Source organism: Halopseudomonas aestusnigri (assembly GCF_002197985.1).
Classification (GTDB): Bacteria; Pseudomonadota; Gammaproteobacteria; order Pseudomonadales; family Pseudomonadaceae; genus Halopseudomonas; species Halopseudomonas aestusnigri.
On record NZ_NBYK01000008.1, the window covers coordinates 131,482 to 149,519 of the forward strand.

The 18,038-nt window shown below is 60.8% G+C and carries 16 protein-coding genes, 1 tRNA gene and 1 riboswitch; of the genes, 6 read left to right on the forward strand and 11 right to left on the reverse strand.

All coding sequences use genetic code 11. The annotated features are described in order from the left end of the window. Nucleotides 1-53: 53 nt before the first annotated feature. Nucleotides 54-158: riboswitch (guanidine-I (ykkC/yxkD leader) on the reverse strand. Nucleotides 159-374: 216 nt separating this feature from the next. The 6 genes from B7O88_RS12360 to B7O88_RS12385 form a co-directional block, all read right to left on the reverse strand. Further along, the gene (locus tag B7O88_RS12360) at nt 375-800 is read right to left on the reverse strand and encodes a secondary thiamine-phosphate synthase enzyme YjbQ (protein WP_088276293.1); all 426 of its coding nucleotides are present in this window, start codon (nt 798-800) and stop codon (nt 375-377) included. Between the two features lie 26 nt (nt 801-826). Next, the gene (locus B7O88_RS12365; protein ID WP_088276294.1) at nt 827-1,288 is read right to left on the reverse strand and encodes an ATPase; all 462 of its coding nucleotides are present in this window, start codon (nt 1,286-1,288) and stop codon (nt 827-829) included. 61 nt (nt 1,289-1,349) lie between these two features. Further along, nucleotides 1,350-2,090, reverse strand: a complete 741-nt coding sequence (locus B7O88_RS12370) for a glutaredoxin family protein (protein ID WP_088276295.1) — start codon at nt 2,088-2,090, stop codon at nt 1,350-1,352. Nucleotides 2,091-2,241: 151 nt separating this feature from the next. After that, nucleotides 2,242-2,961, reverse strand: coding sequence for a copper resistance protein B (locus tag B7O88_RS12375; protein WP_088276296.1), 720 nt, complete (start codon nt 2,959-2,961; stop codon nt 2,242-2,244). Next, on the reverse strand, nt 2,958-4,619 hold the full coding sequence (locus B7O88_RS12380; protein ID WP_088276297.1) for a copper resistance system multicopper oxidase: 1,662 nt from the start codon (nt 4,617-4,619) through the stop codon (nt 2,958-2,960). Before B7O88_RS12380 ends, B7O88_RS12375 begins: the two co-directional genes overlap by 4 nt. Next, nucleotides 4,609-5,118: a cupredoxin domain-containing protein gene (locus B7O88_RS12385; protein ID WP_088276299.1), complete on the reverse strand. Its 510-nt coding sequence runs from the start codon at nt 5,116-5,118 to the stop codon at nt 4,609-4,611. Before B7O88_RS12385 ends, B7O88_RS12380 begins: the two co-directional genes overlap by 11 nt. A gap of 160 nt (nt 5,119-5,278) precedes the next feature. Between B7O88_RS12385 and B7O88_RS12390 the strand changes: the two genes are divergently transcribed. After that, entirely contained in the window at nt 5,279-5,944 is a 666-nt protein-coding gene (locus B7O88_RS12390) for a response regulator transcription factor (protein ID WP_088276300.1), read from the forward strand. Continuing rightward, on the forward strand, nt 5,922-7,265 hold the full coding sequence (locus tag B7O88_RS12395) for an ATP-binding protein (protein ID WP_088276301.1): 1,344 nt from the start codon (nt 5,922-5,924) through the stop codon (nt 7,263-7,265). Before B7O88_RS12390 ends, B7O88_RS12395 begins: the two co-directional genes overlap by 23 nt. 213 nt (nt 7,266-7,478) lie before the next feature. On the opposite strand, the gene B7O88_RS12400 is transcribed toward B7O88_RS12395, so the two are convergent. Both B7O88_RS12400 and glnK read right to left on the reverse strand, forming a co-directional pair. Continuing rightward, on the reverse strand, nt 7,479-8,726 hold the full coding sequence (locus B7O88_RS12400) for an ammonium transporter (protein ID WP_088276302.1): 1,248 nt from the start codon (nt 8,724-8,726) through the stop codon (nt 7,479-7,481). Between the two features lie 51 nt (nt 8,727-8,777). After that, nucleotides 8,778-9,116: a P-II family nitrogen regulator gene (gene glnK, locus B7O88_RS12405; RefSeq protein ID WP_088276303.1), complete on the reverse strand. Its 339-nt coding sequence runs from the start codon at nt 9,114-9,116 to the stop codon at nt 8,778-8,780. A gap of 572 nt (nt 9,117-9,688) precedes the next feature. On the opposite strand from glnK, the gene B7O88_RS12410 reads away from it, so the two are divergent. Further along, on the forward strand, nt 9,689-9,934 hold the full coding sequence (locus tag B7O88_RS12410) for an accessory factor UbiK family protein (protein ID WP_088276304.1): 246 nt from the start codon (nt 9,689-9,691) through the stop codon (nt 9,932-9,934). Between the two features lie 83 nt (nt 9,935-10,017). Next, the gene (locus B7O88_RS12415) at nt 10,018-11,523 is read left to right on the forward strand and encodes a YifB family Mg chelatase-like AAA ATPase (RefSeq protein ID WP_088276305.1); all 1,506 of its coding nucleotides are present in this window, start codon (nt 10,018-10,020) and stop codon (nt 11,521-11,523) included. Nucleotides 11,524-11,650: 127 nt separating this feature from the next. On the opposite strand, the gene B7O88_RS12420 is transcribed toward B7O88_RS12415, so the two are convergent. Beyond that, complete coding sequence (locus tag B7O88_RS12420; RefSeq protein ID WP_140418580.1) at nt 11,651-13,357, reverse strand: putative bifunctional diguanylate cyclase/phosphodiesterase; 1,707 nt, start codon at nt 13,355-13,357, stop codon at nt 11,651-11,653. A gap of 302 nt (nt 13,358-13,659) precedes the next feature. Here B7O88_RS12420 and rep point away from each other — a divergent pair, with 302 nt between their 5' ends. Then, nucleotides 13,660-15,669 carry a DNA helicase Rep gene (gene rep / locus B7O88_RS12425; RefSeq protein ID WP_088276308.1) on the forward strand — a complete coding sequence of 670 codons (2,010 nt, stop codon included), beginning with the start codon at nt 13,660-13,662 and terminating at the stop codon, nt 15,667-15,669. A gap of 59 nt (nt 15,670-15,728) precedes the next feature. On the opposite strand, the gene B7O88_RS12430 is transcribed toward rep, so the two are convergent. After that, entirely contained in the window at nt 15,729-16,151 is a 423-nt protein-coding gene (locus tag B7O88_RS12430; RefSeq protein WP_160003183.1) for a c-type cytochrome, read from the reverse strand. Nucleotides 16,152-16,408: 257 nt separating this feature from the next. Between B7O88_RS12430 and B7O88_RS12435 the strand changes: the two genes are divergently transcribed. Then, nucleotides 16,409-16,485 (forward strand) — tRNA-Arg (locus B7O88_RS12435). Nucleotides 16,486-16,537: 52 nt separating this feature from the next. On the opposite strand, the gene rsgA is transcribed toward B7O88_RS12435, so the two are convergent. After that, nucleotides 16,538-17,692 (reverse strand): ribosome small subunit-dependent GTPase A, encoded by a 1,155-nt coding sequence (rsgA, locus tag B7O88_RS12440; protein ID WP_088276310.1) that lies wholly within the window; start codon nt 17,690-17,692, stop codon nt 16,538-16,540. Nucleotides 17,693-18,038 lie beyond the last annotated feature (346 nt).

Below are 18,038 nucleotides of genomic sequence, written 5' to 3' on the forward strand. Positions count from 1 at the left end.
GTACAACTCCTACACAGTGAGAAAAGGCGCACGGGGACAACGTCGTCATGACGGTCTCCCGGGCTTTTATCCCGCCGTGTAGCCCTCATTCCTTGAGAGCCGGAAAACTCTCGGACCAGACACTTGCCACGCAAGCCGGAACCCTAGTTCGCCTGAGTACCACTCCAGTGTGTGATGCGTCATGAGTCAATGACGACTCATCCCGTTTCACTGAGACTCAATGCACGGTTGGTGCCAGCTTTTTGATACCTGTCGGAAATGATCTATTTATCAGCCAGTTGCGAGCATTGCTGGCGACGGCGCTGATGCAATGACCACCTGACGCCCTGCAAACTCGCCCTGATTTGGGGCGAGCGCCCCGGGATGCACCCGGTTCAGTCGCACTGTCCCTGCAAGGTTGCCAGCACCCGGCGACTGCCGGCATGCTCCCGGTGTTCCCCGAGATAGAGACCTTGCCAGGTGCCAACTGCCAGCCTGCCAGCGGTCACCGGCAGGGTCAGTTGCACACCCAGCAGGCTCGACTTGATATGCGCTGTCATGTCGTCCGGGCCTTCGTAGGTATGCTTGAAGTACGGCGCATCATCCGGCACCGCGCGGCGGAAGAAGGCCTCGAAGTCGCCGCGCACCAGCGGGTCGGCGTTCTCGTTGACGGTCAGCGACGCCGAGGTGTGTTGCAGCCACAGATGCAGCAGTCCGACGCGCACATCCGTCAGCTCTGGCAGCGCACGCAGAATCTCGTCATCGATCAGATGAAACCCGCGCGCACGGGGCTTGAGGCGAATTTCTCTCTGCAGCCACATATACCTTTACCGCTCCCGGCCTAGTCTCACAGGTCCTGGCTGCGCTGGACCTGCTCGGCCAGCCGCAAGGTTTCGTGCTCTTCCATGGCCAGCAGATCCTGCATCAGCTCGCGACCACCTGCCGTTTCCGCCCGGCCCTGCAGGTAGCGATACAAGTCCAGCGCATCGTTGTGCAGATCAAACACCATGGCGCACAGCGCACCGTAGTCCAGCCCGGCAAAGCTGGGCCGGGTATTGAGCAGGCGCACGCGCGGGTTGTCGGTAAAGTAGTCGTAGACCCAGCTGTCCAGTACCTGGATATCAGCCTGCTGCTCAAAGCGCAGCACCATCTGCTGAATGCGGCGCTCGTGCTCGCCCAGGTACTGCAACAGCGCGCGCATGCGCTCGCCGGTCCCGCTGTCTGCGGCGCCAGCCTCCAGACTGCTGGCCAGATGACCGTGCAGCTGCTGTGTCCACTCAATCAAATCGCGATAGGTTTCCGCCTTCATCAAGCCTCCTGCTGTCGCGCAACAAGTGTGCATGTCGAGGTGTCAGTGTATGCGTCTGGAACTACTTGATCAGCATCCAAATCGCCATGCCCACCATCATCAGGTTTTCGGTCAGCGAAATGAAACCCAGCGGCACATTACTGTCGCCACCCACGCAGGCGCATTTCAGTTCGCGTCGCTCGACATACACCGCCTTGAATACCGAGACCGCGCCGACCACACCGATCAGCATAGCCACCGGAATGGCCAGCCACAGCAGCGCACCGGCAATCATCAGAATACCGGCCAGTGCCTCGCCGAAGGGGTAAAGATAGGCATAACGCACCCAGCGCTGCGCCAGCAGGTCATAACCGAGAAACATGTTGGAGAAGCTTTCAAGGTCACGCAGCTTGAGTATCGCCAACACACACATCGATATAGCGACGAACCATTCCAGCGTGCGCACACCGAATAGCGTGCCCAGCGCGGCCCAGCTGACACCCAACGCCATCAGCGCAGTGCAGGCAAAGACCGCGATAACCGGCTGATAGGTCACCTCATCCGCTTCCTTGACCGGCTTGCCGAAGTACCGTCGCAGCTCGTCGTAGCCGCCGACGCGCTTGCCGTCGATAAAAGCCTGCGGCGTGGTATCCACGTCGTATTCGCGCTGAAATGCGTCGGTTTCCTCGCGACTGGTCAAGTGATGGTCTTGCACCTTGAAACCCTCACGCTTGAGCAGATCGAGGGACTTTAGCCCGAAGGGGCAAAGGTGGTTTTTCATCACCATGCGATAGAGTGTCGCTTCATGCGGTCGATCCGTCATCGGGTCACTCCTGCTGTCCGGTTTGTGTCATCTGGGCAGTGCCTGCACCGGCTGGCACAACGCCGCCCCAGCGGCACAGGACACGACCACCCTGACCTTGCGACTGCGATACCGGCTGCGAGGTTCCAGCCGGCAACACAGCACTGCGTAGCTAGAACATCAGCCTTACGCCCGCGATCGCAAACCAGCCGTCGCGATCTTCACCGTCCTGCACGGCAAAGTCGGCGCTGCGCCCGAAAGCCCGCTCGTAATGCACACCCAGATAAGGCACGACGGCACGATCAAGCAGGTCGTAGCTCAGCCGCAGCCCGGCCTCCATCCCGCGCAGGCCACGACCAACCCCAACTGCTTCGTCATCCGAGAGGGCGGCATCGAACTCCAGCTCAGGGGTCAAGTGCAGGCGGTTGGTCAGCAGCAGCTCGTATTCCAGCGCGAGGTCCAGCGACAGATCGCCATGCTCACTCAGGTACAGATTGCTGTCCATCTCCAGCCAATAGGGCAGCAGACCACTCAGGCCGACGAAGACGTAGTGCCGGTTCTCGCCGTCCGGGGTGTCGAAACGCAGCCCGCCACGCAGATCGAGAAAGTCGCTGACCGGGGTTTGCAGCGCCAGGCGGTTGTCGAGAGTTTCCCAGCTGTCATGGTCAAAGTCGTACTCGGCTTCGCTCAGCCAGAGCGCCTTCAACTCATCGGTGCCCCACCAGGCTTCGGTGCTCCAATACCCCAGCTCTTCACCACTATCGCCGTAGCGGTACTCCAGTGCATCGGCCTGCAGGCCGTAGAAGAAACCATGGTGCATGGAGTGACGCATTTCCTCGGCACCCGCTGATGCCGAGGCCGACAGCAGTAGCGCCGTCATCAGGCGCTTCATGAGTCACCTCCTTCGGGGCCACCCTCAACAATCACGGTGCGGAACATGCCCGCCGCCGCGTGATAGGACAGGTGGCAATGGAAGGCCCACTTGCCCGGCGCGTCGACCTCGGTCTCCATATAGACGGTCGTACCGGGTGCCACACTGATCACGTGCTTGACCGGATTCCACTGGCCTGCGCCAACGTCGAGGATCGACCACATGCCATGCAGGTGCATCGGGTGAGTCATCATGGTTTCGTTGACGAACTTGAAGCGTACCCGCTCGCCGTACTGCAGGCGAATCGGTTCGGCGTCCGACTCCTTGATGCCGTTGATCGACCAGGTATAGCGCTCCATATTGCCAGTCAGCCGCAACTCGATCTCGCGTGTCGGCTTACGCTCTTCATACAACGGCTTCTGCGCACGCAAGTCGGCATAGGACAGGAAACGGCCATCGTTATAGGCCTGGGGAACCAACCCGCTGCCCTCGGCGTAGAACGGATCAGCGGGCAGTTCGGCAGCCCGTCCCTGGCTCATGCTGCCGTGATCCATACCGGCCATATCGTCGTGGTTAATGCCGCTGTCATCCATATCCGCCATGTCACCGTGGCTCATGCTGCCATGATCCATACCTGCATGCGCCATGCCCATATCAGCCATGGTCAGCAACGGTGCCGGACGCAGCTCGGGAATCTCGCCCAGCATGCCCTCACGCGGTGCCAGCGTGCCGCGGGCAAAACCCGAGCGCCCCATGGATTCGGCGAATACCGTGTAGGCCCGATCTTCCTTGGGCTGAACGATGACATCGTACGTCTCCGCCACACCGATACGCAGCTCATCCACGGTCACCGGCTGGACGTTGTTGCCGTCCGCCTGCACCACGGTCATCTTCAACCCCGGCAGGCGCACATCAAAATAGGTCATCGCCGAGGAGTTGATCAGCCGCAGGCGCACACGCTCGCCCGGCTTGAACAGCCCGGTCCAGTTCTGCTCCGGACCCTTGCCGTTGATCAGGCCGGTGAAGCCCTGCACATCCTCGATGTCGCTGGACATCATGCGCATGTCGCCCCACATCAGGCGATCCTTGAGCGTCGCCGCCAGCCCCTGTTCCCTGGTGTCGCGCCAGAAGTCACCGACGGTCTGCTGCTGGCGGTTGTAGTAATCCGCCGACGTCTTGAGGTTACGCATGATGCGGTCACCCGAGTGCGGGTGCTTGTCGGTCAGCTGCACCACGTACTCGCGGTCATAGCGAAACGGCTCACGCCCGTTCGGCTCGATGATGATTGCGCCATAGGCGCCGTCCGGTTCCTGAAAGCCGGAGTGACTATGAAACCAGTAGGTGCCGGACTGCGTGATCGGAAAGCGATAGGTGAAGGTTTCACCCGGCGCGATGCCCGGATAACTCAGTCCGGGCACACCGTCCATCTGGTACGGCAGTATCAGCCCGTGCCAGTGCACCGAGGTCGGCTCATCGAGGTTGTTGGTGACATGGATGGTGACGTCTTCGCCTTCGCGAAAGCGCAGTACCGGCCCCGGCGATGCACCGTTGTAGCCAATGCCCTGCTTGCGGAAGTCGCCGGTGTCGATGGTCACCTCGTCGACGGTGAGCCGGTACTCACCGGCCCAGCTCAGAGCCGGCAGCAGTGCCAGCGCCGAGAGCAGTGCGCTACTCGACATCGATGCCCCCCATCATGCCGGCCTGATAGTGCCCGGGCACATTGCAGGCAAATTCCAGTTGGTCGGCGTGGTCGAACTTCCAGACCAACTCAGCCTCCTGCCCCGGCTCCAGCAGCAGGCTGTTGGCATGATCGTGCGCCATACTGTGCCCACCGCCCATGTCCATCTTCATCAACTCGCGATTGAGGTGGTCGCCCCGGATAACGCCATGGTCGACCATCATCTGCATCTGTCCCTGATGAGCTTCGTGCATGGCCGCCGTGCCGATATTGAATTCGTGGACCAGGGCGCCTTCGTTGCGCACCTTCAGGCGCACGGTCTCGCCTGCTGCAAACGACAGCTGCTCAGGCTCGAAGTAGTTGTCGTGCATGACTACCTCGATGGTCCGCGTTACCTGCTGCGGGTCACCGGGCTGCCCGCCGGCGCCGGAAGCAGCGCCTGCAGCGGTCGTTGCACTCAGCAGCAGCGCTGCTGCCAGTCCGTTCAATATGCGATTCATGCTGTCTCTCCTGTTAACCGACGGGGCGACGTTCGACACAGAATTGACAACCACCCCGGTTGCCGATGCAATCTCTGCCCCATCATCTCGGTGCTGGACCCAAGATTGCCGAGCGAAACTGAATCCTGACTGAACCACTTGGATAAAAAGGAACCAGCCGATGCGCCTGTTGCTGGTGGAAGATGACGACTTGCTGCGCAGCAGCCTGCAGGACAGCCTGAGTCAGGCCGGATTCGCGGTCGACGCAACCGGCTCGGCGGTGACCGCCGAACAACTCGGACTGCAGGAAGACTACCGGCTGATCGTGCTGGACATCGGCCTGCCCGACGGTGACGGCCTGCAACTGTTGGCGCGCTGGCGCGACGCCGGGCGCGACCTGCCGATTCTGTTGCTGACCGCCCGCGACCGCTGGCAAGACAAGGTCAATGGCCTGAAGGCCGGTGCCGACGACTACCTGACCAAGCCCTTCCATCCGGAGGAACTGCTGGCCAGGCTGCAGGCCCTGCTGCGCCGCAGCGAAGGCCGCAGTCACACGCAGATCCGGGCCGGCAATTACCTGCTCGACGAGGAGCGCCAGCGGGTGCGCACCCCGGACGGCCAATGGCATCCACTGACCGGTACCGAGTTCCGTCTGCTGCGCTGTCTGATGAGCCGTCCGAATCGCTTGCATCCAAAGGAAGCACTGCTGGAGCAGCTCTATAATCTGGACGCCGAGCCCACGCTCAATACCATCGAGACTTACATTCGCCGACTGCGCCTGCTGATCGGCCGGGACGCCATCAAGACCCAACGGGGGCAAGGCTATGTCTTTTCTGCCGACGACTAGGCGCACCCGCTCGATCCGCACCACCTTGCTGCTTTGGCTGCTGCCGTTTGCCACCCTGTTCATGCTGCTCGCGTGGTATCTGCATGGGGCACTGCTGGATCGCATGTCCCGCGACTTCGTGCGCGAGCGCCTGCAGCAGGAGGTGGCCATGATCGAGCAGCAACTCGGCTCTCCCGCCGGGCTGGAGGCGCTCGACAGCAACTATTTCGGTGCACTGTCACATCACTTGTTTGTGCTCAGGATCGGCGAACACGCGCGCCTGTCACATCCACAGTGGTCCGATCTGCTGCTGCCCTGGCTGGACTTGCCAGATCAGGGGCTGATCGAACTGCACGGCGTCCCCGAGGGCGAACCGGTGGCCCACCGCTATATGGCCTGGCGCACCGAAACGCAGATCAACGGCCAGCCGGTCACCATTGTCGCAGCCGAGGACTATAGCCAGCTGCAGGCCAGCGCCCACGAGCTGCATCTGTGGACTGCCGCGGTCGCGATTGGACTGCTGGCCGTCCTGTTTGCCCTGATTCTGCTTGCCGTACAGCTGTCGATGCGCCCGGTACGCCAACTGCAGCAGGACCTCAAAGCGCTCAAGCAAGGGCACCTGCAACGGCTCGGAGACGCCGTACCGCAGGAGTTCAGCGGTCTTATCGGTCAGCTCAATCAACTGCTCGACACCCTGCAACATCGGCTGCAGAAGGTTCGCGAAGCGAACGCCAATCTGTCCCACCGAATCAAGACACCCATCGCCGCAATCAACCAGTTGATCAGCAGCGACCAACCGATCACACCCGAGGCCCGCAGCCAGATCAGCCAGCGCCTGGACGACATCAGTCGCCAGCTCGACAGCAGCCTGCATGCCAGCCACTCCGGGGGGCCACTGGCAGGCAGCAGCTGCCAGCCGCTGGAACAGGCCCGCGAGCTGCTGTGGATGCTCGGCCGCCTGCACAGTCATATTGAATTCGAACTGGACTCCAGTCTCGCCGAGTCCGCCCGCTGGCCGGTGGAAGAGCAGGACTTCAGCGAACTGCTGGGCAACCTCGCCGATAACGCCGGCAAATGGGCACACAGCCGCGTTCGGGTGCGCCTGAGCGAGCAGGCCGATCAGCGTATTCTGGAGGTCCACGATGACGGGCCGGGCGTAGCGCCCGAGGAGCGCAGCCAGCTCGGCACCCGCGGCTGGCGACTGGACCAGCAGATGCCGGGGCACGGCCTTGGGCTGGCGATTGTGCGGGACCTGGCAGCACGCTATCAGGGCGCTGTGCAGTTTGAGGCCAGCCCACTGGGGGGCTTGCTGGTGCGGGTCGAGATTCCCACACAGGCCTGACCCTGCCCACTCACGGGAAGGTCGAGTTCTCACTCGACCCGCAACGCTCCCTGCATCACCAAGGCCGAGCTCCGGCTCGACCAGCAGACCTTCGTGCACACCCATGGCCGAGCTGGAGCTCGGCCCTCCCGAGCGGCACTGCAATGGTTACAGGCATAAAAAAACGGGGCGCCGAATGGGCGCCCCGTCTGGTGTTGCGTGTTCTACCAGCGATTACTTCTTGCTGGTGAACTCCGGATAGGCTTCCATACCGCACTCGGAAATATCCACACCTTCGTACTCTTCCTCTTCGCTGACGCGCAGGCCCATCACCAGTTTGATGATGCTCCAGACGATCAGGCTGGAGATGAACACCCACAGGAAGATCACTACGATACCCATCAGCTGAGCGGTCAGGGTAGCGTCGCTGTTGGTAAGGCATACAGCCAGCAGACCCCAGATACCGACCACACCGTGAACGGAGATGGCACCGACCGGATCGTCGATCTTCAGCTTGTCCAGAGCCAGGACAGAGAAGACTACGATCACGCCGCCTACAGCACCGATCAGGGTGGCTTGCAGACCGCTCGGAGTCAGCGGCTCGGCAGTGATGGCAACCAGGCCAGCCAGTGCACCGTTCAGTGCCATGGTCAGGTCAGCCTTGCCGAACAGGATGCGGGCAACAACCAGACCGGCGATCAGACCACCCGCAGCAGCAGCGTTGGTGTTGACGAAGATCTGGGCAACAGCGTTGGCATCGGAGATGTTGGATACAACCAACTGCGAGCCACCGTTGAAGCCGAACCAGCCCAGCCACAGGACGAACATACCCAGAGTGGCCAGCGGCAGGTTGGCGCCCGGGATGGCGTTGATCTGACCGTTGGAGCCGTACTTGCCCTTACGAGCGCCCAGCAGCAGCACACCGGCCAGAGCAGCGGTAGCACCGGTCATGTGAACCACACCGGAACCGGCGAAGTCGAGGAAGCCAGCTTCGTTCAGGAAACCACCGCCCCACTTCCAGAAGCCCTGGATCGGGTAGATGAAGCCAGTCATGATCACGGCGAAGACCAGGAACGCGAACAGCTTCATGCGCTCGGCAACCGCACCGGAAACGATGGACATGGCAGTCGCAACGAACACGACCTGGAAGAAGAAGTCCGAAGCAACCGAGTAGTAAGGTGCATCGTCGCCACCGGCGAGTACGTCTTCAACGGTGTTCTCGGCACCGATCAGCACGCCGAAACTCGGGAAGATACCGCCTTCCGGGCTGGAGTACATGATGTGGTAGCCGATCAGCAGATACATGGTGCACGCCGTTGCGTACAGGGCCACGTTCTTGGTCAGAATTTCAGTGGTGTTCTTGGCGCGGACCAGACCGGCTTCGAGCATGGCAAAACCCGCCGCCATCCACATCACCAGAGCACCGCAGATCAGAAAGTAGAATGTATCAAGCGCGTACTTGATTTGTACGATGTCTTCCATTTTAAGCCCCCCATATAGGCTTGGTTACTGCTGTCTGTTGAACAACCCGCCTTAGATGGCGTCGGTGCCGGTCTCGCCAGTACGGATGCGGATGGCCTGTTCGAGGTTGACCACGAAGATCTTGCCGTCACCGATCTTGCCGGTGTTGGCTGCCTTGGTGATGGACTCGATGACGCGATCCAGCATGTCATCAGCGATGGCAACGTCGATCTTCACCTTCGGCAGGAAGTCGACAACGTACTCAGCGCCACGATACAGCTCGGTGTGACCTTTCTGACGACCAAAGCCCTTGACCTCGGTTACGGTGATGCCCTGAACGCCGATTTCAGACAGCGCTTCACGCACGTCATCCAGCTTGAAAGGCTTGATTACAGCCGTTACTAGTTTCATTTCGATACTCCCGTGTGATGGACTGCCCTGGGGGACAGCACAAGTCTATGCCGAGTTAGAGGCTTTTAGAAACGGACAAAACAAAAGTGCTGTCGCAGTCGTCAGAATCGCCGACACGCCCTGCACATGCCGGCGCACTCATCTCGACACAGGCAGAGATCAATTGCGTCCCTGCCCCCGCTGGCAGCGCCTGGGTGTTCCCGATGCCTAACCGCGGATTACGGGTCAAACCTGCCAGGGTCAATCGCTTCATTATTGTGCTCCCGATGTGATCGCTCACGATTCTGACTGCGCCCCGATGCAGTGCCCCGTAGAGGGACATGCCGCCGGGAACAGCTGGAGCAAGCTTTGCAGAAACCCTGCCAATTTTGTTTTCCCTTTAATTTTCAATTGGTTGCAAATAAACAGGGACAGCCGACCATCATCAACGCACAACCCATGCACCAGCATAGTGCACAAGCGTGGTGCGCGCGCACAAAGTACGCACAAGCACGGCGCGGATTTCGGCGAGCCGGATCGGAGTGCTACACTTGCAGGCCCGTCAGCCCTCTTGACCCGCAGGTAACAGGCATATGCTGCACAAACTGGTGATAGACACCGTCAGCGCTCAGGCAACCAAACTGCTGATGAGCGAACAGGGGCTACCCAATGTGGAAGTCGAGAAGCATCTCAAGGCCTTGCTGCAAAGCGCGCTGAGCAAGCTGGATGTGGTCAGCCGCGACGAGTTCGACACCCAGCAGGCCGTGCTGATGCGCACCCGCGAGCGCCTGGAAGCGCTGGAAAGACGCGTCAGCGAGCTGGAAGCCAAAACCCCCTGATGCCCCTTGGCAGCAGCCTTGCTGCCAACCCACTCGTTATCGCCTGACCCTCGGCAGTATCAGGTATTGATCAAGGAGCGATCATGTCCCTGGCCACCATCCACAGCCGCGCGCGTCTGGGTATCGACGCGCCGGCCGTCCAGGTCGAAGTCCATCTTGCCAACGGTATGCCCAGCCTGACCCTGGTCGGCTTGCCGGAAACGGCGGTCCGTGAAAGCAAGGACCGGGTGCGCAGCGCGTTGCTGAACGCGCAGCTGGAGTTCCCGGGCAGCAAGCGCATCACCATCAGCCTGGCGCCCGCCGATCTGCCCAAGGATGGCGGCCGCTTTGATCTGGCCATCGCCCTCGGGCTGCTGGCGGCAAGCGGGCAGATTCCGGCGCAGGCGCTGGCCGACTGCGAGTGCATTGGCGAGCTGGCGCTGTCCGGCGAGCTGCGACCGATCCAGGGCGTGCTGCCGGTGGCGCTGGCCTGCCGCGATGCCGGTCGCAAGCTGATTCTGCCGGCCGCTAACGCGGCCGAGGCCGCACTGGTCAGCGGGATCGAACTGATCGCTGCCGATCATCTGCTGCCGCTATGTGCGCACTTGCGCGGTGACCAGCGCTTGCCCGACCTCCCGCCGACAGCGGCCTCAGCGCCAGCCAGGCATGCCGACCTCGCCGACGTACAGGGACAGGAGCAGGCCAAAAGGGCGCTGATCATCGCCGCAAGCGGCGGTCACAACCTGTTGCTGTTTGGGCCACCCGGAACCGGGAAGACCCTGCTGGCCAGCCGTCTGCCCGGCATTCTGCCGCCACTTGAGGAACAGGAAGCACTCGAGGTCGCGGCAATTCAATCAGTCTGCGACCGCACGCCGCTGAGCGCCTGGCCTGCGCGCCCCTTTCGCTCGCCCCATCACGGTGCATCCGCTGCGGCGCTGGTTGGCGGCGGCAGCCAGCCACGCCCCGGTGAAATCAGCCAGGCACATCATGGCGTGCTGTTTCTGGATGAGTTGCCGGAGTTCGATCGCAAGGTACTGGAGATGCTGCGTGAGCCACTGGAGTCCGGTGCGATTCACATCGCCCGCGCCCGCGAGCAACTGCGCTTTCCTGCCCGATTTCAACTGGTAGCGGCGATGAACCCCTGCCCCTGCGGCTATCAGGGTGACCCATCGAGCCGCTGCCGCTGCACGCCGGAGCAGGTTCAGCGCTACCGCAGCAAGCTGTCGGGCCCCCTTTTGGACCGCATCGACCTGCATCTGGCAATGCGCAACGAGCCATTCAGCCTGCAGGGTAACAACGAGCCCGGGCGGCCGAACAGCGCGACTGCTGCGGCGCAGGTGGCAGCCGCCAGGGCGCTCCAGCTGAATCGGCAGCAGGGCCTCAATGCCCATATGGGACTGGAGAGCTTGCGTACGCACTGCACGCTGAGCGACGCCGATGGTCAGTGGCTGGAGCAGGCGGTCACCCGCCTTGGGCTGTCCCATAGGGCCAGTCACCGGGTACTCAAGGTCGCGCGGACGCTGGCGGATCTGGACGCCGTGGCGCAGATCAGCCGTTCACATCTGGCAGAAGCGTTGCAGTATCGGCAGCTGGACCGCCAGCCCGGCTAGAGAAAAGGTATGCAATAACTGGCAGGCGCGAACAGGTGGACTATAGTCAGTAGCAGCGGGGCGGCACCGGTGTCGAGACGCTGGCGCCAGCGGTGCCGGTCGTCGCCTTGCGTTCAACCTGCAGCAATCAGGAAATCAGCGACAGACCGGTTGCCGATCCGCACTCTTCCTCACGCCCCATCGCGTAGGCATCCATGAAGTAACACAGCTCCTCGAATGCCAGCGCCGGACTGATGAAATAGCCCTGTACCTGATCACACCCAAGACTGCGCAGAATTTCCAGCTGGTCGCGATATTCGACGCCTTCGGCAACCACTTCCAGCCCCAGGCTGTGCCCCATGTCGATCATCGCCCCCACCAACTGACGATCGGCCGTACGCTCGGCAATCGCCTTGACGAAACTGCGATCAATTTTCAGCAGGTTGATCGGCAGGCTGTGCAGGTGAACGAACGACGAAAACCCGGTGCCGAAGTCATCCAGCGAAAAACGCAGCCCCAGGCCGGTCATCCCGTCCATGGTCATCAGCACCTGCTCCGGCTGCTGCATGACCGCGGTCTCGGTCAGCTCGAACTCCAGCCAGTGCGGATCGATGCCGGTGCGCTCAAGCAAGCGCTTGACCGTCGACAGCAGCGCGCTGTCCTGGAACTGGCGGAACGACATGTTCACCGCCACGTGCACCGGCGCCATATTGCGCTTCTTCATCTGGGCCAGATCGTGGCAGGCGCGGGCAATGACCCAATAGCCCATTGGCACGATCAGGCCGGTCTCCTCGGCCAGCGGAATGAATTCGTTGGGCCCGAGCAGACCGCGCTCGGGATGACGCCAGCGAATCAGCCCCTCAAGGCCAACGATCTTGCCGCTGCCGAGATCGACCCGCGGCTGATAGTGCAGCTCAAACTCACCGCGCCGCAGCGCATGGCGCAGCGACGCCTCAAACTCGATCAGGCTGTGCGCCTGCAGATTGATGCGCTCGTCATAAAAGTGGAAATTGCAGCCGCGCTGCCCCTTGGCCTGCAGCATCGCCAGATTGGCGTGCAGCAACAGACTGTCGACGGTCTGACCACCCTCAGGATAGGTGGCAATACCGACACTGCAGCCGAGCAGCATGCCTTCACTGTTGACGTTGAAGGGCTCGGCCAGCTCATTGATGATCTTCTGCGCGATCTGCAGCAGGTTGCTGGACGAGCCGTAATCCTCGACTACCAGAGCAAACTCGTCGCTGCCCATGCGGCCGATGGTGTCGGTGTTGCGCAGCACCGAGCGCAGCCGCTCGACCACTTCGCAAATAATGGCGTCGCCGGCACTGTGGCCGAGGGTATCGTTGACGTGGCGAAAGTTGTCCATGTCGACACAGAACACCGCCAGCGGCTGATTGGTACGCAGGGCGCGGCGCATGCCCTGCTTGAGGCGATCCTGAAGCATCTGCCGATTGCAGGTGCCGGTCAGCGGGTCGAAGCTTGCAGCCCGTTCAAGGGCACTGCGCAGCCGGTGGCGTTCAATGGCGTACTGCAGGCAACGCACCATCTCGCTGGCTGACGCCTGCTCCCAGAGACTGTCGTTCAAGCCGCTGTTAAACCCGGAGAAGTCCGGTTCGCTGACCAGGTGAATGACGGGGACACCACAGTCCTGCAGCAGGGAAAGATTCGCCGAACGCGACAGTACCGCCTGCACCTCACCCTGATTGATTCGGGTCTGCAGCTGATGCCAGTCATCCATACGCTCCAGCACGAAGGGCAGACGTGCCAATGCCGATAGCCGCCGACAGAGCTGCACGTAGGCTCCGTGGTCGCTATCGAGCATCACTACCCGCTGCGTCGCACTGTCATCGCTCAACTGGCGATCCCCCAAGGTTCGAGAACAACACTGACACTCACCATCCCACCCTCCAGCTAGCCAAGCTATCTACTTGATTTGGCTGACATCTTTCTGGAAGCCACTGCGAAATCAGGCAGGGCTGACAGCGTCACATTACGTCTCGAAAGGCAAAGATTCTTTTAAATTTAGATATATACAGCATTTTTGTGAAGTTACTTATAGCGAAATTTTGCGTAATTACCAAGCTTCACCCGCACCGCTCATCCGGTCTCAACACGAAAACTGCTACTATTGCCCGCCCGTTCAGGAGTATCAAAGCCGTGTCACGCCTCAACCCCCGCCAACAGGAAGCCGTCGAATATATCAGCGGGCCGCTGCTGGTACTGGCAGGGGCCGGTAGCGGCAAGACCAGTGTGATCACACGCAAGATCGCCTATCTGGTCAAGGAGTGCGGTATCCGCGCGCAAAACATCATCGCCGTGACCTTCACCAACAAGGCCGCACGCGAGATGAAGGAGCGGGTCAGCCAGCTGATCAAGGGACCGGACGCCCGCGGCCTGACCGTCTCGACTTTCCACAACCTCGGTCTGAACATCATCCGCAAGGAGCATCAGCGACTCGGCTACAAGCCCGGCTTCTCGATCTTCGATCAACAGGATGCCACGGCATTGATTACCGATCTGATGCACAAGGATTACGGCGCCGAAGACGGCATCGAAGGCATCCAGGCACAGATCTCCAACTGGAAGAACGACCTGATCCTGCCGGATGAAGCGCTGGCCAAGGCCAAGACCCCGCAGGAGCAGACCGCCGCCAGCGTATACATGCACTACCAGCGCACCCTCAAGGCCTACAACGCGGTCGACTTTGACGACCTGATCCTGATTCCGGTGGTGCTGTTTCGCGATAACCCCGATGTGCTCGAGAAGTGGCAGTTTCGCATCCGCTACATGCTGGTCGACGAATACCAGGACACCAACGCCAGCCAGTACCTGCTGGTCAAGATGCTGGTCGGCGCGCAATCGCGCTTTACCGTAGTCGGCGACGATGACCAGTCGATCTACGCCTGGCGCGGCGCCCGCCCGGAAAACCTGGCGCTGCTCAAGGAAGACTTTCCGCAGCTCAAGGTGGTCATGCTGGAGCAGAACTACCGCTCAACCAGCCGTATCCTGCGCGCCGCCAACACCCTGATCGCCAACAACCCGCATGTGTTCGAGAAGCAACTGTGGAGCGAGCTGGGCTACGGCGAGCCGCTGCGCGTGATCCGCTGCCGCAACGAAGAAGCCGAGGCCGAGCGGGTCGCGGTCGAGATCCAGAACCAGCACCACCAGCACAAGCGTGCCTGGCGCGACTTCGCGATCCTCTACCGAGGCAATCACCAGGCGCGCCTGATCGAACTCAAACTGCAGCACCACCAGATCCCCTACCACCTGTCCGGCGGCACCAGCTTCTTTAGCCGGCAGGAGGTCAAGGACCTGATGTCCTACCTGCGCCTGCTGGTCAACCAGGATGACGACAACGCCCTGCTGCGGGTCATCAACGTCCCGCGCCGCGAGATTGGCCCGGCCACCCTGGAAAAGCTCGGCACCTACGCCAACGACCGTCAGATCACCATGTATCAGGCCTGCACCGAGATCGGGCTGGGCGAGCGCCTGGATGCCCGTTACACCGAAAAGCTGCAGCGCTTCATCACCTGGCTCGACGGCATTCGCAAGCAGTGCTACGAAGGCGACCCGATTGAAACCCTGCGACGCATGGTGCTCGATCTGGACTACGAGAACTGGATTCGCCAGAACTGCTCCAGCGACGAGATCGCCGCCAAGCGCATGGGCAACGTCTGGTTCCTGCTGGACTCGATCAAAAGCATCCTGGAAAAGGACGAAAGCGGCGAGAGCAACATCGAAGATGCCATTGCCAAGCTGGTCCTGCGTGACATGCTCGAACGCCAGGAAGAGGAAGAGGACTCCGACCGGGTGCAGCTGATGACCCTGCACGCCTCCAAGGGTCTGGAGTATCCGCACGTGTTCATCTTGGGTATGGAGGAAGAGATTCTCCCCCACCGCTCCAGCATCGAAGCCGACAGCGTCGAAGAAGAACGCCGGCTGGCCTATGTCGGCATTACCCGTGCGCGCAAGACGCTGACGTTTACCTTCGCTGCCAAGCGCCGCCAGTTTGGCGAAGTCATCGACTGTGCACCCAGCCGCTTCCTGGACGAAATTCCGTCCGAGGATCTGGAGTGGGAAGGCACCGAGGAAGCACCGGTCGAGCAGAAGCAGGCCCGCGGTAAAGCGGCACTGTCCAACCTGCGCGACCTGCTCAAAGGCTCCTGAGCCGGAAAGCAAAACGCCCCGCACAGGGCGGGGCGTTTAGAGCCGCGAGAAAGACCGGATCAGAGACCGGACATTTCCTTGATCGCCGCCATCAGCTCATCGTCAGAGCAGTCGCCGCAAGTACCTTTCGGCGGCATCGCGTTCAGACCGGCAATGGCGTTCTTCAGCAACTCGTTCAGGTCACCGCCGTGACGGGCAGTCCAGGCAGCGGTGTCGCCAATCTTCGGAGCGCCCAGTACGCCGGCGCTGTGGCAGGCAGAGCAGAACTTACCGACTACATCGGCACCGGAGCGCGGGCCCGCCGCCGCCGCAGCGCCACCACCAGCAACCTCGTCAGCACACGGATCACCTGCCAGGCAGACGGTACCGTAAGGCTTCAGACGTTCAGCGATAGCCTCTTCGTTCGCGGTGGCAGCGAACGCATTACCGGCAACTACGGCCAGCATGGCCGCCGAGGCCAGCAGAATCTTCTTCAAAGTCATCACCTTGTGCATCCTCATCATGGCTATAAGTGTTGCGCCCAAGTGCATTGCCCGGACAATGTGCGCGAGTATACCGATAAACCCCCACCCGACAAAGTACCCGACTTGCCACAGCACGCAAGGAATCCACCCTGAGGCATGGACGCGGCCCCGTTCAATGCGTATCATTGCCGCGCTGAAACGCACCTGCCGCCGACTGCAACACGCAAAGGCAGCCAGGGTGCGGCCAAAGGTCGCAACGACCGCAACAGCGCAACGCACTCGTAGCTCAGCTGGATAGAGTACTGCCCTCCGAAGGCAGGGGTCGTGGGTTCGAATCCCGCCGAGTGCGCCATCTCCCCTTGAAGAAAACGCTTTCCCGGTAGCCCCCTTCTTCTATCCTGACCCTAATACCTGTCCTGCTTTCCCTTGCCTTTCTTGACGGAACGCACGAACTTTCCAAACGCCCTGTCCTTCCTGCGTTTTTCAAGATTCGACATCTCGTGAAACTCGGATTCCTTCTTGAGCTTGAGATAGTTTTGGAAATGCTCAGGGTCCAACTCCTCGTTAGCGATGCCTTCCCGAATAGCGCAGCCCGGTTCGCTGGTATGCGTACAGTCGGCAAACCGACATTTGTGCGAATACGCCCGGATATCACTGAAGCTGTCGTCGATACCTTCACTGACGCCAAGCATCCCCAATTCGCGCATACCAGGCATGTCGATCAAAGACCCACCTTGCTCAAGCACGATAAGCTGGCGCCGGGTGGTGGTATGTCTGCCCTCGCCGGAAGCGCTGACTGCGCTGGTAGTCAGATCGCAGTCACCGACCAGAGAATTGATGAGCGTCGTCTTGCCTACGCCGGATGAGCCGAGCAGACAGCAGGTTTTACCTGGCTCAATCAGTTCGCGAACCTGGTCGACGCCATTGCCGCTGACATTGCTCAGGGCGATGACTCTGGCGCCTATCCCGGCGTCGCGAATCCTCGAGATCAATTGCTCCAATTCAACCGGACTGACCAAATCGCTCTTGGTCAGCAGTATCACTGGCTCGATACCCCCTTCGCGCGTTATCACCAGATAGCGTTCCAGTCTTCGCACATTGAAGTCAACGTGGCAGGACTGAACAATGAAGGCCAAATCGATATTGACGGCAATCATCTGGAACTCACCTTTGGCGCCAGGCTTTCTCCGCCGCAGAAACGACGTGCGCGGCAGCACCTCAAGGATGCTCGCATGGGCACCGGAGTCGTGATACCTGACGCTCACCCAGTCACCAACGCAAGGCAGATCGACAGAAGATGCGCTGGCGTAGATGGCTTTGCCCGTCAGCCTGGCAGGCACTTCGCTCTCGGCATTCCTGACGGTGTACTGATCGCGATCAACAGCAGTCACCCTGGCGATGGACTCGCCGTGACGACAATATCTGTCAGGAGGTGATAAATCCTTATGGCGATCGCATGCGGCAGGCGCAGAACAGCCTGAGTCACCGCATGCATCGGTAGAGTGGCAATCATGGGCAAGCTTATGAAGAGCCGCTTGCTTCGGCTTGGACGTAGTCATGTGGAAAATCCATTTGCAGTAATCAGGACGAACAAAACCCGCAAACCACCGCTGGTGGCCTGCAATTGTTTGTGAACGCGACAACCTGAATCCCCTGCGTGTGCAGGGTTCGGGTTATCGGATTACTGCAATCTCCAACATCCAAACCTCGATAAATGATGCGGGCTGAATCGGGCGCCGCTAATTGATGTTAGCCACCTCGAGAGTTCAACTCAAGAACGCTCCAATCTCGAATACAAAGGCCACTGCAAGATGGCAGTGTTTTACCGCAGATGTCGGCCATCAAGTGGATAGTCAACCGTCCGATCCTGGCCTGTTCCTGCCTGTTGTGACTGGCGCCTTCCGG

Excerpts from the sequence above, each read along its gene's own strand:
- B7O88_RS12385 (WP_088276299.1), bottom strand. The coding sequence starts at position 5,118 with ATGAATCGCATATTGAACGGACTGGCAGCAGCGCTGCTGCTGAGTGCA.
- B7O88_RS12415 (WP_088276305.1), top strand. The coding sequence starts at position 10,018 with ATGTCCCTGGCCACCATCCACAGCCGCGCGCGTCTGGGTATCGACGCG.
- B7O88_RS12430 (WP_160003183.1), bottom strand. The coding sequence starts at position 16,151 with ATGACTTTGAAGAAGATTCTGCTGGCCTCGGCGGCCATGCTGGCCGTA.
- glnK (WP_088276303.1), bottom strand. The coding sequence starts at position 9,116 with ATGAAACTAGTAACGGCTGTAATCAAGCCTTTCAAGCTGGATGACGTG.
- B7O88_RS12365 (WP_088276294.1), bottom strand. The coding sequence starts at position 1,288 with ATGAAGGCGGAAACCTATCGCGATTTGATTGAGTGGACACAGCAGCTG.
- B7O88_RS12360 (WP_088276293.1), bottom strand. The coding sequence starts at position 800 with ATGTGGCTGCAGAGAGAAATTCGCCTCAAGCCCCGTGCGCGCGGGTTT.
- B7O88_RS12380 (WP_088276297.1), bottom strand. The coding sequence starts at position 4,619 with ATGTCGAGTAGCGCACTGCTCTCGGCGCTGGCACTGCTGCCGGCTCTG.
- B7O88_RS12390 (WP_088276300.1), top strand. The coding sequence starts at position 5,279 with ATGCGCCTGTTGCTGGTGGAAGATGACGACTTGCTGCGCAGCAGCCTG.
- B7O88_RS12400 (WP_088276302.1), bottom strand. The coding sequence starts at position 8,726 with ATGGAAGACATCGTACAAATCAAGTACGCGCTTGATACATTCTACTTT.
- rsgA (WP_088276310.1), bottom strand. The coding sequence starts at position 17,692 with ATGACTACGTCCAAGCCGAAGCAAGCGGCTCTTCATAAGCTTGCCCAT.
- B7O88_RS12375 (WP_088276296.1), bottom strand. The coding sequence starts at position 2,961 with ATGAAGCGCCTGATGACGGCGCTACTGCTGTCGGCCTCGGCATCAGCG.
- B7O88_RS12370 (WP_088276295.1), bottom strand. The coding sequence starts at position 2,090 with ATGACGGATCGACCGCATGAAGCGACACTCTATCGCATGGTGATGAAA.
- B7O88_RS12395 (WP_088276301.1), top strand. The coding sequence starts at position 5,922 with ATGTCTTTTCTGCCGACGACTAGGCGCACCCGCTCGATCCGCACCACC.
- B7O88_RS12410 (WP_088276304.1), top strand. The coding sequence starts at position 9,689 with ATGCTGCACAAACTGGTGATAGACACCGTCAGCGCTCAGGCAACCAAA.